This is a genomic window from Armatimonadota bacterium (assembly GCA_031459715.1).
GTDB lineage: Bacteria > Sysuimicrobiota > Sysuimicrobiia > Sysuimicrobiales > Humicultoraceae > Humicultor > Humicultor tengchongensis.
In genome coordinates, this window is record JAVKIA010000004.1 from 70,932 (window position 1) to 84,494 (window position 13,563).

The following is a 13,563-nucleotide window of genomic DNA, read 5'->3' on the forward strand; positions in this document are numbered from 1 at the left end:
TGCCCGTGGCCCTCCTTCTCCACGAGTCGGACGTAGCCGCTCTTGTCGCCATCGACGAGGTGATCGAGGTCGTCGAACGCGGCTTCCGTGAATACGCCGCCGGGGGAGCGGTCAACCGTCCGCGGCAGCGGGTGCGGCTGGACGGAGCCACCCTGCACGTTATGGCTGCGGGCATCTCCGGATGGGGCGTGCTGGGCCTGAAGAGCTACGCCGTCACCCCGCGGGGACGGCGGTTTGTCTCCCTCCTCTACAGCGCAGAGACGGGCGACCTCCTGGCGGTGATGGAAGCCGACACCCTGGGCCGGCTGCGCACCGGGGCAGCCAGCGCGGTGGCCACCAGGTACCTGGCCCGGGCGGATGCGGGCACGGTGGGCATCATCGGCACCGGGGGGCAGGCCCGGACGCAGCTGGAGGCCATCGCCCGGGTCCGCCCGGTGGCGCTGGTGCAGGCCTACAGCCGCAGCCCGCAGCGCCGCGAGGCCTTCGCCGCGGAGATGGTGCGGGTCCTGGGGGCGGAGGTCGTTGCGGTGGACTCCGCGGAGGAGGCTGTAGCCGGCGCCGACATCGTCGTCACCATGACCACGGCGCGGGAGCCGGTGCTGCTGGGCCGGTGGCTGCGTCCGGGGATGCACGTCAACGCCGCGGGATCCAACGCCGCCGAGCGCCGGGAGCTGGACACCGACGCCGTGGCCCGGGCGGACCGGATCGTAGTCGACTCCAGGGAGCAGGCGCTGCTGGAAGCGGGGGACCTGCTTGTACCGGTGCAGGAGGGCCGCCTCTCCTGGCAGCAGGTGACCGAGCTGAGCGCGGTGGTGGCGGGCGCGGCCCCGGGGCGGCAGAGTGACCAGGAGGTCACCCTGTTCAAGTCCCTGGGGATCGCCCTGGAGGACGTGGCGCTGATGCACCTGGTGTACGCGCGGGCCAGAGAGGCCGGCCGGGGAGAGGAGATCTGACGCCAGTGGACTTCCACCTCGCCATCAAGTCGCTAACCAGTCATGCCTGCGAGGCGCTGGCCGTGGAGCTGCACGAGCCGGCGGACAGGCTGGAGGGCTCTCTGGCGGCGCTGGACCGCGCCCTGGGACGGGGGCTGCAGCAGGTGCTGGCGGAGGAAGGCTTCACCGGCAGGCTAGGCCGTACGGTGGCGGTGCACACCCATGGCCGGGTGGCCCCGCGGCGGATCATCGTCGTCGGCCTGGGCCCCCAGAGGGCGCAGTCGCCGGAGACCGTACGCACCGCGGCCGCCGCAGCGGTGCGCCGCGCCGCGGACATGCGCCTGCAGCACCTGGCCTTCGCCCCCCTTCCGGAGCGAGAGGCCCGACTGCGGTCACTTACCCAGGCCCGCGTGGAAGGCGTCATTCTCGGCGCCTACCGCTTCGAGCGCTACAGAAGCGAGCCAGCGCGACCCCTGGCCCGCGTGGACCTTCTGCTGGCGGAACGGGCACAGCAGAAGGCCAGCGAGCGCGGTCTGGCCGAGGGCCGCCTCTTCGCCGAGGCCACAGTGCTGGCCCGCGACCTGACCAACGAGCCAGCCAACGTGCTCACCCCCGCACGGCTGGCGGAGCGGGCGGCGGAGGTGGGAAAGCAGGCCGGAGTGCGGGTGACGGCGCTGGGGCCAGGGGGCCTCTCCCGCCTGGGGATGAACGCCCTGTTGGCGGTGGCCAGGGGCAGCGCCGAGGAGCCGCGGCTGATCGTCATGGACTACACGCCGGCCAGCCCGCGGCGCACCGTGGCCATCGTGGGGAAGGGGTTGACCTTCGACAGCGGGGGACTGGACCTGAAGCGGGCCGAGGACATGGCGACGATGAAAGAGGACATGGCCGGGGCGGCGGCGGTCGTGGGGGTGATGTCGGCAGTGGCGCAGGCGGTGAGGACCATCCGCGTGCTGGGCATTGCCGCCGCCGTGGAGAACATGCCCGGGCCAGCGGCGATGAAGCCGGGCGACATTATCAGGGCCATGAACGGGAAGACCATCGAGATCACCAACACCGACGCGGAGGGGCGCCTGGTGCTGGCCGACGCACTGGCCTATGCCGCCGGGCAGCGGGTGAACGAGCTCATCGACATCGCCACCCTTACCGGCGGGGCGCGCATCGCCCTGGGCCCGCACGCCGCGGCCATCATGGGGACTGACTCGCGGCTGGTGGAGGCGCTGCGCCAGGCGGGAGAAGAGGCGGGGGAGCGGCTCTGGCCGCTGCCGCTCTACGAGGAATTCAGCGAGGCCGTGAAGAGCAAGGTGGCCGACCTGCGCAACTCCGCCTCGCGGTGGGGATCCCCGGAGAAGGGGGCGGCCTTCCTCAAGGAGTTCACCGGTGGGAAGCCCTGGGCACACCTGGACATCGCCCCGGTGGCCTTTGTGGACCTGGAGGAAGGGGCGGGGCCCTACCGCCCCCACGGCAGCGCCACCGGGTTCGGGGTGCGCACGCTGCTCACCTACCTGCGGCGGCTGGACGCCGCTCGCTAGGGCCCCCCACTCTGCCGCAATTCCCGGACAGACTCTTAGGCGGCGTGGGCCAGGACCCAGACGGTCCCCTCGGGGGGAAGGGTGTGCCGGGTGACGGATACCGTCTGCCCCTGCCGGACCACAGCGGCCCGGCCCTTCAGGAAGTCGTCTACCGGTCCGATCGGCCAGCCCCCGGTGGCCTCCGTCTTGTAGTGCATGGGGATGATCAGGCGCGGGTTCAGCGCGGCCACCACCCCCGCCGCCTCGGCCGGGCCGACGGTGTAGTGGCCGCCGACCGGGATCAGCAGCACGTCGGGCCGCCCCACGGCGCGCACCTGCTCCGCATCCAGCGGGTGGCCCAGGTCGCCTGCGTGGACGACACGCAGCCCCTCGACCTCGAAGATGAAGATGGCGTTGCGGCCCCGCTCCGTACCCCCGCTACTGTCGTGAAAGGTGGGCACGGTGGTGATGCGCACCTGCCCAACCCATTCGTCCACCTTCGCCCACTCCTTCCCCTCCCGGGCCAGGCCGCGGATCACCTTTGGTCTCCCCTTTACCCCCTGGAGGTAGTTGTGGTCGAAGTGCTCATGGGAGATAGTTACCGCCGTGGGAGCCACATCCGGAAAGGCGTAGCCGCAGCTGACGTCGTATGGGTCCATGAGGATCGTGGTCCCATCGCTTGCCCGCAGCAGGAAGCTGGCGTGCCCGTAGTAGGTCAGCTCCATAGTGTGACCTCCCGCTCTCTGCGTACCGGGGCCGCATCCGCCCGCCTCCACTGTGCGGAGCGGACCGTTCCTGCCACCCCGGCCTCACGGATCTTGTACGCCGTCCTCGGGTGCAGCCCTCCCGGACGCCGCCCCGCTATGAGCCCGCTGACCCGCGGGCACCCAGGTCCGCCGGGGATCGATGATGTGTATCACCGCCCAGCCCCGCGCCTCCAGCTCCCGGGCGATGAACCGGCGGTGACAGCGCCAGGGGAGGCGCTCGCTGCAGACCACCGCAGCAGGCGCCTCCCGCAACAGCGCCTCCAGCCGGGCCAGTCCCTGCCGGAAGTGCTCGCTGGCCATGTAGGCCTCGTAGCCGCCCACCCGGAAGCCGCCCAGGCTCTCCCCCAGGTGGACGTAGGCGATTCCCGCCGCCTGGAGCCATGCGGCGAAGGCGGGCTGCACAAAGTGGGGGAAGCGGCGGCTGGTGGGAAAGCGACGGACGTCGACGATGCGGACGATGCCGAAGGCCCGACAGCAGTCCAGGAACTCCTGCGGGGAGCGCGTGCTGGTCCCCAGCGTGTAGGCGGTCGGCACCGCCGGGACCCCGGGGCCCTTCAGGTGTGCAGTTCCACCACGTCCCCGTCCTCCAGGACGTGGTCGCGCCCCACCATCTGCCCGGAATACTCGTTGCGCCCCCACAGGCGGGCGAACCTCAGGCGGCGCACGAAGTCCTTATGGATCGCCTCCGCGGCGTCCAGCACCGTGGACCCGCGCCTGAGGACGAAGGGGGCGCTGCGGTCCGCCTTCCGCCCCGGCGGCTTGCTGTAGACGCGGATCACCTCCAGCAGGTCGAACAGCCGCCGCCGCAGTTCCTCCAGGTTCTCCCCCGTCACCGCGGAGGCGGCCAGCAGCGGCAGCGTTGCCCCCACGGCCTCCTGCAGGAGCGCCAGCCGCTCCCGCGCCCCCGGAGCGTCCACCTTCAGGCCGGCTATCATGGCCGGCTTGCCCGGTGTCGGGACCGCGGCCGGCGGGCGCAGCGGCACCCGTGCCTCCTGCAGCAACTGCAGGACCGTCTGCGTCTGGTCCAGCACGTTGTCGTCCGCCAGGTCCACCACCACCAGCACGGCATCGGCCGTGCGGATGATGCCGTAGAGCCAGCCCTCGGATAGCTCCAGGGAGAGCGGGGGGAGGTCCACCAGCTGGATCTGCACGTTCTCAAAGGTGACCATGCCCGGCAGAGGCGTGCGGGTGGTGAAGGGGTAGTCGGCCACCTCGGGCTCGGCGCGGGAGAGCGCTCGCAGGAGGGAGGACTTGCCGCTGTTGGGCGGGCCCACCAGCACCACCTGACCGGCGCCTTCCCTCTCCACATGGTAGAAGGGCTTCTGCCGGGCCGCTCCTTTGCGTCGCTGCTGTAACTCCTGGCGCGTCCGGGCGATGCGGCGCTTGATGTCCGCCTGCATCTTCTCCGTCCCCTTGTGCTTGGGGATGGTGGCCAGCATCTCCTCAAGGGCGGCCAGCTTGTCCTGGGGGCTGGCCGCCTCCTTCCACTTCCGCTCCGCAGCCAGGTACTCCGGGGTCAGGTTCGCCGGCATGGGTCCCGGGCCTATTGTAGCAACGCCGGCGCCGGGCCCAACGCGACCGGATCGGAGACGGATCTCCCGGAATCGGGGGAGAGTCCTGGGGGCTAGACCAGGGCGTACTCCCGGCGCAGCTCTTCGATCACCTGATCGGCGGCCTGCGCCATGAAGGCGGCGATCTCCTCAGGCGTTCGCGGAGGGGGTGTCTCCGGCGACGGGGCGAAGATGCGGGTGGCGTGGTACTCCAGGAAGGGCGAGATGGCGGGGAAGGGGTAGATGACGTAGACCTTCTTCCCCGTGGTGTGGGCGTGGATCATCTCCGAGAGGACGCCGAACGACATCTGGCTGGTGGGGTAGAAGACCACATTCAGGTCGCTCTGGTCAATCAGCCGCAGGTCGCGCACCACGGTGGCCCGCCCCAGGGTGAGCCGGGTGCGCTCGTCCAGGGCCTGTGCCCACGCCCGCGCCTCTTCCAGCGATCCCGCCCAGGCCTCGATCTCCGCCCGCTGCTGCGGGGAGAACTGCGCCTCGAACTCTCCGCTGCCCATGCGGCCCAGGGCGGCGGCCTCTTCGTCCTTCACCGACAGCGGGTCAAAGACCACGAAGTGCTGGCGCAGACGCGCGGCGAAGGCACGGGCCTCTTCAATGAGGTGCCAGTGCCCCTCCCGCCTCAGGTGGGTGATGGGGTAGCCGAGGTAGATGCGGGGCCTTTTAAAGCAGATCAGGTCGAACAGGGTCTTGGTGGGCTCGTCATGCGCCACCACGTAGTGCGGCACGCGCTCGTAGTCGGCCAGGGTCCGCGTGAGGAAAACCTCCTGCTCCTGCCACAGGATCAGCTCGCTGGGCGGCACCTGGCCTCGCCACTGCTCCGTCTCGTTCAGGCGGCGGTGGATCTGGTAGATGCTGTCCACGATGGTGACGTAGAAGATCCCCTCCGGTCGTACCGGAGGCGACAGCCGCAGCTCGGGCAGCATCTCCTGCACGGCTGAGGCCGCCGGCCGCGCCGTCCGCCGACGGGTCTCGTCGAAGATCAGCTTCAGGTAGTGGGTGTCCAGGCCGGGGATGAGGTGCCCCTTCCACCAGAAGCAGGCGTGGGTCACCAGGATGGTGGCGCAGTCCTCCTGCCAGAGGTCGGGATCGTTGACCACCTCGGTCAGGACCACCGCCCGCAGCTGCTGCAGCGCCTCGGGAGCCATGTCCAGGATGGTCTCAGTGTCCACGTCCAGCCCCAGGTCGCGGGCCCGCTCCAGCATCAGCCGCCCCAGGTCCACCAGCCGCAGACGCTTGATGGGCGAGGTCCAGCGTCCCGCCCGCTGAGCCTCGGCGATCCAGCGCGCCGCGTCATCCACCAGGCGCACCAGGTAGCCGGGCCCGCCGCCCAGCTCCCGCACCTTGCCGCATCCGGAGATCCCGGTGGCGATGACGATCATGCCCCTTCCGCCTCTCCCTCCCCGCCGTGATCACGCCAGGGTGAACCGACGCACGCGCTCCCAGTCCGCCTGGAGGCCGAGACCGGGTGTGGAGGGAAGGTCGACCATGCCCTGCCGGGGAACAGGGAACGGCGTGGTGAAGATCTCGCGCAGAGGGTTCTGCACGGTCCCCCCGCCGGCGGCCAGCAGGTCGGGGAGCATGTACTCATAGAGCAGCAGGTTGGGCGTGGCCGCGGCCAGGTGGAGCGCGGCCAGGTGGGCCACCCCTGCGGAGTACCCGGTGTGGGGGGCCACCCGCAGGTTGTAGGCGTAGGCCAGAGCGCCCAGCATCAGGGCGGCGGTGAAGCCGCCCATGCGGGCCACGTCCGGCTGCAGGATGTCGATGGCCCGTTGGGCGATCAGGTCGCGGAAGCCGAAGACCCCCGACTCTGCTTCCCCGCCGGCGATAGGGATGGTGGTGCTGCGGCGCACCAGGGCGTAGCCCGAGATGTCGTCTGGGGGAACCGGCTCCTCCAGCCAGGCGACGTCCAGCTCCTCCAGGTGACGGCAGAAGCGGATGGCTGTGGCGGCGTCAAATGCTCCATTGGCGTCCAGCAGGAGCAGCACCTGCGGCCCCACAGCCTCACGGATGGCCCGCACCGCCGCCAGGTCGCCGTGGAATCCCCCCTCCGCCTCCCCCCGCCCCACCTGCACCTTCACCGCCGCAAAGCCGGCGGCCACCTGCCCTCGGGCCTGCGCCACCATCTCCTCCGTGGGCGCCAGGTAAACCTTGGAGGCATAACAGGGGACGCGCCCGCGCCCGGCGCCCCGCATCGCGCGGTAGAGCGGCTCACCGGTCGCCTGCGCCACCAGGTCCCACAACGCCATGTCCACGCCGCTTATGGCCTCCAGGACGAATCCGCGGGAATGCCCCCACCGGCGCAGCCGGGCAAACATCTCCTCCCACAGGTGCCCCACGTCCCGCGGGTCCTGCCCCACTAGCGCGGGGGCCAGCAGGTCCTGGACGATGGTCGCCGTCACCCGCGGCGCGCGGCGGACGATGCACTCCCCTACACCGACGCGCCCGTCGTCTGTGCGCACCTCCACCAGCGTGGCCGCGAAGGTCTGGTAGGGACCGATGGCAAAGAGCACCGGACGCTCGGCCTGTGCCGCCAGCGGGTGGACGGCGATTTGCTCGATCCTCATCGGTAGAGGTCCTCCTGGGGCGGCCGCAGCAACTCCCCCGCCCGCCCATCCGCCGCCTGCACGGGCGCCCCCCGGACCAGCACCACTGGCGTACCCTCGTCGGCCTGCCCCTGGAGCAGTCCGGCGGCGGATGCGAGCTCGTCGGCCACAGCCTCCACGGTGCGCCGCAGCACGTACCCGTAGCGGTCCGTCTGCCCCACGTAGCTGCGCGCCGGGGCCAGGCCGGCCACCCCGATGGCCACTCCCACGGCGCCCTCGCGGTGTGGCCGCCCGTGACTGTCGCTGATGATGACGGCGACCCGGGCGCCGAAGGCCTGTTGCACTGCCTGGGCCAGCTCCCGCGCCGAGCGGTCGGGGTCCAGGGGCAGGATGCTGATCACCTCGTCGCTGCCCGCGACGTTGGAGTGGTCCACCCCGGCATTGGCGCAGATGAACCCCAGCCGGTGCTCGGCGATGATCAGCCCGGGGCGGTACCGGTTGATAGCACGGGCTTCGTGCAACACCACCTGGACGAGGCGCGGGTCCTTGCCGGTCTCCTCGGCCAGGCGCCGGGCGGCGTCGCCTGGCTGCACGGTGCGCAGATCCACCACCCGTCCCTCCGCTTTGGAGACCACCTTCTGGGCCACCACCAGCACATCCCCGTCGGCGGGGGCCAGCCCATTGTCCCGCAGGCACCGGACGATGACCTGCGGCAGGTCCGTCCCCGGGCGGATCTCCGGGAAATGGTCCAGCGCCCACAACTGCATCTGCCGCACGCCTCACCCCGCCCCGCCGGCCAGGCTGGATGGCGGTCCGGCGACGGCCAGGGAGTAGTGGTCCGTGGGAAAGCGCTGCGCCGCCTGCTGGATCTCCGCTGGGCTCACGGCCCGGATGATCATGGGGTAGCGCAGGAGGTAGTCCAGGCCCAGGTCGTAGAGCTCCATCTCGGCCAGCGCGGCGGCCAGGCCGCCATGGGTCTCCAGGCGTACTGCCAGGGAGCCGATGAAGTAGTCCCGTGCGTCGGAGACCTCCGCCGGCGTCGGCCCCTCCTGCTGGAAACGCCCCACTTCCTCAAGGATGGCATCCACCACCCGGGGGATGTGGTCGGGATGGACGCCCGCCCTGGCCCACCAGGGCCCGGCCAGCAGCCCGGCACGCGCCTCGACGAAGGCGTAGTAGGCCAGGCCCATGGCCTCGCGCACGCGCTGCCCGACGCGCCCCATCATCCCCTGCCCGCCCAGAATGTGGGTGGCCAGGGCCACGGCATAGTACGCGGGGTTGCGCCGCTCCACGGCGATGCCTCCCAGGACGACATCCGCCTGGGCCTTTCCCGGGAGGACCACCGTCTCCCGCCGGAGCGCCGGCGGCGGGCACGGAGGGGCTGGAGGATCGGCGATGGTGGCGCCGCGCGGCCAGTCTCCCAGGGTCCGTTCCGCCTCTGCCACCGCCCGCTCCGGCCGCACATCCCCCACCAGGACCAGAATCGTCCGCTGGGGCCGGAAGAAGCGGGCATGGAATGCGGCGAGAGAAGCGGAGTCCAGGCTCTGCAGCACCTCTTCCTCGCCGGCCGGAGGCTGCGCGTGCGGGTGGTCCGGGGGGAACGCCAGGCGGCGGAAGAGCCGCTCGGCCATGTAGCGGGTGTCGGTGGCACCAACGCGCAGGGCTGTGAGCAGCTCGCCGCGGACCTTCTCCACCTCATCTGGCGGAAAGGTGGGGGCGGTGAGCACCTCCGCCACCAGTCGCAGGTAGGTGGGGAGATCTTCGCTGAGGGCGCGCCCGGCGATACCAATCATCTCGGCACCGGGGAGGACGGCCAGCGTCGCTCCCAGCCCATCCAGCTCCTCCGCCAGCTCCTGCCCGCTGTGCTCACGGCTGCCGCGCTGCAGGGCCGCAGAGACGAAGCGGGCCAGCCCTGGACGGTCGCCGTCGAACCGGGAACCCGCGCCCACCAGGGCGTGCAGCGCGACCATGCCGCTGCCGGGCCGGTCCACGGCCAGCAGCCGCAGACCGTTGGGCAGGACCGTACGGACAATCTGTGCGGGGCCGACCACGGCGGATTCGGCCGCCACACCCTGCGCCGGAGGCCGGTAGTGGGCCAGGGGCGGGGTGGGGGCAGCCACCGCAGCGATCCCCTGCGCCCCGCCCTCCGGAAGGTACCAGCCCACCGTCCGCTGCCGCTGGGAGAAGGTGGCAGCGGCCACCCGCTGCACGTCCGCCCCGGTCACCCGTTCCAGGCGATCCTGCAGGGTGAAAAAGGCGTCGGGGCGGTCCACCATGGCGTAAAACCCGATGAGGTAGCCCAGCCCGTGCACCCCGTCACGGGCGTAGACGAACTGCGCCCTGGCCTGCCGCTTCACCCGGGCCAGTTCCTCCGGCGGCACCTCCTCCCGCGTCAGCAGATCCAGCTGCTCCAGCACCGCCTCCTCGATGGCAGCGGGGAGGACACCCGCCTGCGCCGTGGCGCCGATGCGTAGCAGCCCCGGATCCCGCGTGGGGTAGACTGATGAGGTCACCTCAGCGGCCAGCCCCCGGTCCACCAGCGCCCGGTAGAGGCGGGACGAGCGAGCTGCCCCGCCACCGTTGGCCTGGCGCCCTCCCCCCAGCCCGGTAAGAACCCCGTCCAGGACCAGAAGTGCCGGGAAGTCCGGGTGCGCGGCTGGCGGCACGCGGAAGGCCATCTGCAGGTAGGCGGTGGCTCCGCCGGGGCGCTGCACCACCACGCGTCGCTCTCCCTCCTGGGGAGGTTCCTCCACCTGCACCGGCGGGATCTCCGGCCCGGGATCCCAGGTGCCGAAGGCACGCCTCAGCTGCTCCAGCACCTCGGAGGGCTGGAACGCCCCCACCACCACCGCCAGGGCATTGCGCGGGTGGTAGTAGGTCTGGTAGTGCCGCTGCAGGTCGTCGCGGGTGATTCGGCGCAGGTCACTCTTCCAGCCGATGACGGGATAGCGGTAGGGGTGGACTTTGAAGGCCAGGGCGCTGACCTCCTCGCTGAGGTGTGATGTGGGGAAGTTCTCCGCGCCCTCCCGCTCGGCGATGATCACCGTTCGCTCGCTCTCCACCTCCTCCGGCTCGAAGAGAGTGTTGCGCATCCGGTCCGCCTCCAGGGCGATGACCGCAGGGAGGTGCGCCGCGGGCAGGACCTCGTGGTAGGCGGTGAAGTCCCAGCTGGTGAAGGCGTTCCACCGTCCGCCCAGGCGCTCGATGGCCCGGGTGAGGACGCCCTTGGGGTGGGTGGGCGTGCCCTTAAACAGCATGTGCTCCACCCAGTGGGAGATCCCGGTCCGGCCGGGCACTTCGTTGCGGCTGCCCACGCCGTACCACATCCAGAAGGTCACCACCGGAGCGCTGTGGCTTTCCAGCAGCACCAGGCGCAGGCCGTTAGCCAGTTCCGTAACCAGCGGGGTCATGGTGTCTCCCACGCGCGTCCTCCGCCCGCGCCGCAGGCGGGATAGAATGAGGCCAGAGCTCGCTACGCGCATTGTACCAGGGAGATGGCCGCCATACGCCACGTTTCGCCGCCCGCCGCCGGCGGGCCCTCCCTGCACCCCGCCAGGGTGCAGCGCCACCGCCGCCGGTTGCTGCGCCGCTTTCGCGTGCGCACGGCGGCGGCCGCCCGCCGCTTCGTGGAGCGCCTGGGGTTCTGCTACGCCTTCACCCCCGGTCCGGGAGGGATCCCCGGGCTCTTCGACGTCATCGGCACGCGGAGCACCGATCGGATGTGGTCCTGGGCCTGGACGTGGAAGGACTCACTGGTGACCAAACGGCAGATCTACTACGGCCGCGTCCTGCGGCGCAAGCCCACCTTCATCGCCCTGGCCTACCTCCCGGCCTTCTACGCTCTGTCCGGTAACGTGGGCGAACCCGACGACTACCTGCTGGCCTACCGGGCCGGGCACCTCAGCCTCCTGGCCCGCGAGCTCTACGAGCAGATCGAGCGGCAGGGACCGCTGGATACCTGGCAGCTACGTCGCCGCTTCGTTTTCGGCGGAGACTCCGGCACCCGGCTGCACCGCGCGCTGCACGAGCTGCAGGAGCGGTTCCTCATCGCCAAGGTGGCGGAGGTGGAGGGGCGCGGTGGCTACGCCTACATCTGGGACACCTTCACCCGGTGGATGCCGGAGGTGGCCGCCCAGGCGGCGCGAATAAGCAGCGAGGAAGCGGCGGGCCTGGTCCTGCGCGGCTACCTGCGCATGGTCGGGGCGACCACCCCGCAGCAGGTGGCCGACCTCTTCCACTGGCCGCCCTCCCTCCTGCAGGCCGCCGCCACCCGCAGCGGAGTTGTGGAAGTCGATCTGGCGGGGGAGCGTGCCTGGACTCTCCCCGAACTGTTGCGGCGATTGGCCTGACCGGTCGCCTATCCTGGACCTCAGCGGGCGGTGAGGCCGCCGTCCACCATCAGGGTAACCCCGGTGATCCAACCTGCCTCCCGAGAGGCGAGGAAGAGGACGGCGTAGGCCACATCCTCCGGGGTGCCGACACGCCGCAGCGGGTAGCTCCGGGCGGCCTGCTCCCACTGCTCGCGGGTGTACACTTCCCAAAGCTCCCGGTTCAGGTCGGTGGGGACAAAGGCGGGGCAGACAGCGTTGACGCGCACCCCGTCTGGGCCGTAGGCCACGGCCATGGTGCGAGTCAGGGCCACCACCCCGGCCTTGGCCGCGTTGTAGGCCGGGGTGAGGGCCGTGCCGGCGTGGAACGCCAGGTAGGAGGCGACGTTCACGATGGCCCCACGGCTCGAGCGCAGATGCGGCAGCGCCTCCCGGGAGCAGAGAAAGACGCTGGTCAGGTTCGCCTCCAGGATTCCCCTCCACTCCTCCGTGGCCAGCTCGTGCACGGGCACCCGGCTGATGGCCCCGGCGTTGTTCACCAGGATGTCGAGACCGCCCAGGATCCCTGCGGTGGACACCATCAGCCGGCGCACCGCTTCCTCCACGCGGACGTCTGCGGCTAGGAAGTGCACCTCGCCATGCGTGCCCAGGCGACGCGCCACCTCCGCCCCCCGCTGCGCTCCCCGGGCGGCAATGACCACACGGGCCCCGGCCTGCAGCATGATCCGCGCCGTGGCCTCGCCGATCCCCGATGTCCCTCCCGTCACCAGCACTCTCCCGCCGTCGAGCCGGAACATGGCTGCCTCCTGTCGAACTCACCTGGCGTGGGCCGGGTCATCCTGCACGTGGACATGGACGCCTTTTTCGCCGCCGTGGAGCAGCTGCGCCGCCCGGAGCTGCGGGGGAAGCCCGTGGTGGTCGGCGGCGACGGCAACCCGCACCACCGCGGGGTGGTCTCCACCGCCTCCTACGAGGCCCGCGCGTACGGCATCCACTCGGCCATGCCCCTGCGCACCGCCTACAAGCGGTGCCCGCACGCCGTCTTCCTCCCCGTGGACTTCACGGCCTACGAGGAGTTCTCCGGCAGGCTGAGGAGCATCCTGCGGGAGTACTCGCCTCTGGTGGAGCCGCTGAGCCTGGATGAGGCCTACGTGGACGTCTCGCACCGCAGCGAGGACCCGGTAGAGCTGGCCCGCACCATCAAGCAGCGCATCGCCACGGAGCTGGGGCTGACCGCGTCCGTGGGCATAGGACCCAACAAGCTCCTGGCGAAGATCGCGGCCAACATGCACAAGCCCGATGGCCTGACCGCGATCTGGGAGGAGGAGGTGGAGGAGAAGCTACGTCACCTCCCGGTCACCGTCCTGTGGGGCGTCGGTCCCAAGACCGCGGCGCGTCTACGGGAAGCCATGAACGTGCAGACGGTGGGCGACCTGCGCCGGGTCCCTCTGGAGCAGCTCCAGGAGCTCCTCGGCCCGCACCACGGGGAGTGGCTCTACCACCTCTGCCGCGGGGAAGACGACAGCCCCGTGATCACCGAGTGGGAGCCCAGGTCGATGAGCCGGGAGGTGACCTTTCAGGTGGACGTCCGCCGCCGCGAGACGCTGCTACGGGTCATCCGCCGCCTGGGAGAGGAAGTGTGCGCCGAGATGCAGGACGAGGGCTACCTGGCGCGCACAGTCACCCTGAAGATCCGCTATCACACCTTCCGCACCCACACCCGGGCACAGACGCTACCTCAGCCCACGGCCGACCGCGAGCTGCTCCTGCGCACGGCGCTGGGCCTGCTGGACCGCTTCACCCTGGACCGTCCCGTCCGCCTGGTGGGGGTTCGTCTCTCCAACCTCGTGCCGCTGCAGCGAGGCGCGGCACCCGCGGACTCCGGCTCTACGAGCGCCGCCGCCAGTGCAGGTTGAG

General features: G+C 71.1%; 12 protein-coding genes. 4 read left to right on the forward strand and 8 right to left on the reverse strand.

Translation table 11 applies throughout. From position 1 onward, the window contains the following. The first annotated feature begins 5 nt into the window (after positions 1-5). A complete protein-coding gene (locus QN152_02960) occupies positions 6-953 on the forward strand; it encodes an ornithine cyclodeaminase family protein (GenBank protein ID MDR7538476.1) in 948 nt (315 codons plus the stop codon). A gap of 5 nt (positions 954-958) precedes the next feature. Beyond that, a complete protein-coding gene (locus tag QN152_02965) occupies positions 959-2,461 on the forward strand; it encodes a leucyl aminopeptidase (protein MDR7538477.1) in 1,503 nt (500 codons plus the stop codon). Positions 2,462-2,496: 35 nt separating this feature from the next. Here QN152_02965 and QN152_02970 read toward each other — a convergent pair whose 3' ends face one another. The 7 genes from QN152_02970 to QN152_03000 all read right to left on the reverse strand — a co-directional run bounded on the left by QN152_02970 (position 2,497) and on the right by QN152_03000 (position 10,740). Then, positions 2,497-3,165: an MBL fold metallo-hydrolase gene (locus QN152_02970; GenBank protein MDR7538478.1), complete on the reverse strand. Its 669-nt coding sequence runs from the start codon at positions 3,163-3,165 to the stop codon at positions 2,497-2,499. Between the two features lie 84 nt (positions 3,166-3,249). Then, on the reverse strand, positions 3,250-3,741 hold the full coding sequence (locus QN152_02975) for a DUF488 domain-containing protein (protein MDR7538479.1): 492 nt from the start codon (positions 3,739-3,741) through the stop codon (positions 3,250-3,252). A 20-nt stretch (positions 3,742-3,761) separates the two neighbouring features. Continuing rightward, positions 3,762-4,739, reverse strand: a complete 978-nt coding sequence (locus tag QN152_02980) for a TGS domain-containing protein (GenBank protein ID MDR7538480.1) — start codon at positions 4,737-4,739, stop codon at positions 3,762-3,764. 92 nt (positions 4,740-4,831) lie between these two features. Next, positions 4,832-6,154, reverse strand: a complete 1,323-nt coding sequence (locus QN152_02985) for a hypothetical protein (protein MDR7538481.1) — start codon at positions 6,152-6,154, stop codon at positions 4,832-4,834. A 30-nt stretch (positions 6,155-6,184) separates the two neighbouring features. Further along, the gene (locus QN152_02990) at positions 6,185-7,339 is read right to left on the reverse strand and encodes a mandelate racemase/muconate lactonizing enzyme family protein (protein MDR7538482.1); all 1,155 of its coding nucleotides are present in this window, start codon (positions 7,337-7,339) and stop codon (positions 6,185-6,187) included. Next, complete coding sequence (gene cofE, locus QN152_02995; protein MDR7538483.1) at positions 7,336-8,085, reverse strand: coenzyme F420-0:L-glutamate ligase; 750 nt, start codon at positions 8,083-8,085, stop codon at positions 7,336-7,338. The genes QN152_02990 and cofE overlap by 4 nt, the downstream gene beginning before the upstream one ends. 12 nt (positions 8,086-8,097) lie before the next feature. Further along, entirely contained in the window at positions 8,098-10,740 is a 2,643-nt protein-coding gene (locus tag QN152_03000) for a pitrilysin family protein (GenBank protein ID MDR7538484.1), read from the reverse strand. 72 nt (positions 10,741-10,812) lie between these two features. Here QN152_03000 and QN152_03005 point away from each other — a divergent pair, with 72 nt between their 5' ends. Beyond that, a complete protein-coding gene (locus tag QN152_03005; protein MDR7538485.1) occupies positions 10,813-11,667 on the forward strand; it encodes a hypothetical protein in 855 nt (284 codons plus the stop codon). Between the two features lie 20 nt (positions 11,668-11,687). Here the strand turns inward: QN152_03005 and QN152_03010 are convergent, their stop codons facing one another. Then, positions 11,688-12,443 carry an SDR family oxidoreductase gene (locus QN152_03010; GenBank protein ID MDR7538486.1) on the reverse strand — a complete coding sequence of 252 codons (756 nt, stop codon included), beginning with the start codon at positions 12,441-12,443 and terminating at the stop codon, positions 11,688-11,690. A 27-nt stretch (positions 12,444-12,470) separates the two neighbouring features. On the opposite strand from QN152_03010, the gene QN152_03015 reads away from it, so the two are divergent. Next, complete coding sequence (locus tag QN152_03015; protein ID MDR7538487.1) at positions 12,471-13,562, forward strand: DNA polymerase IV; 1,092 nt, start codon at positions 12,471-12,473, stop codon at positions 13,560-13,562. Position 13,563: the final 1 nt, after the last annotated feature.

Coding starts and splice junctions, on each gene's coding strand:
- QN152_02970 (MDR7538478.1), bottom strand. CDS start 3,165: ATGGAGCTGACCTACTACGGGCACGCCAGCTTCCTGCTGCGGGCAAGC.
- QN152_02980 (MDR7538480.1), bottom strand. CDS start 4,739: ATGCCGGCGAACCTGACCCCGGAGTACCTGGCTGCGGAGCGGAAGTGG.
- QN152_02985 (MDR7538481.1), bottom strand. CDS start 6,154: ATGATCGTCATCGCCACCGGGATCTCCGGATGCGGCAAGGTGCGGGAG.
- QN152_02990 (MDR7538482.1), bottom strand. CDS start 7,339: ATGAGGATCGAGCAAATCGCCGTCCACCCGCTGGCGGCACAGGCCGAG.
- cofE (MDR7538483.1), bottom strand. CDS start 8,085: ATGCAGTTGTGGGCGCTGGACCATTTCCCGGAGATCCGCCCGGGGACG.
- QN152_03005 (MDR7538485.1), top strand. CDS start 10,813: ATGGCCGCCATACGCCACGTTTCGCCGCCCGCCGCCGGCGGGCCCTCC.
- QN152_03010 (MDR7538486.1), bottom strand. CDS start 12,443: ATGTTCCGGCTCGACGGCGGGAGAGTGCTGGTGACGGGAGGGACATCG.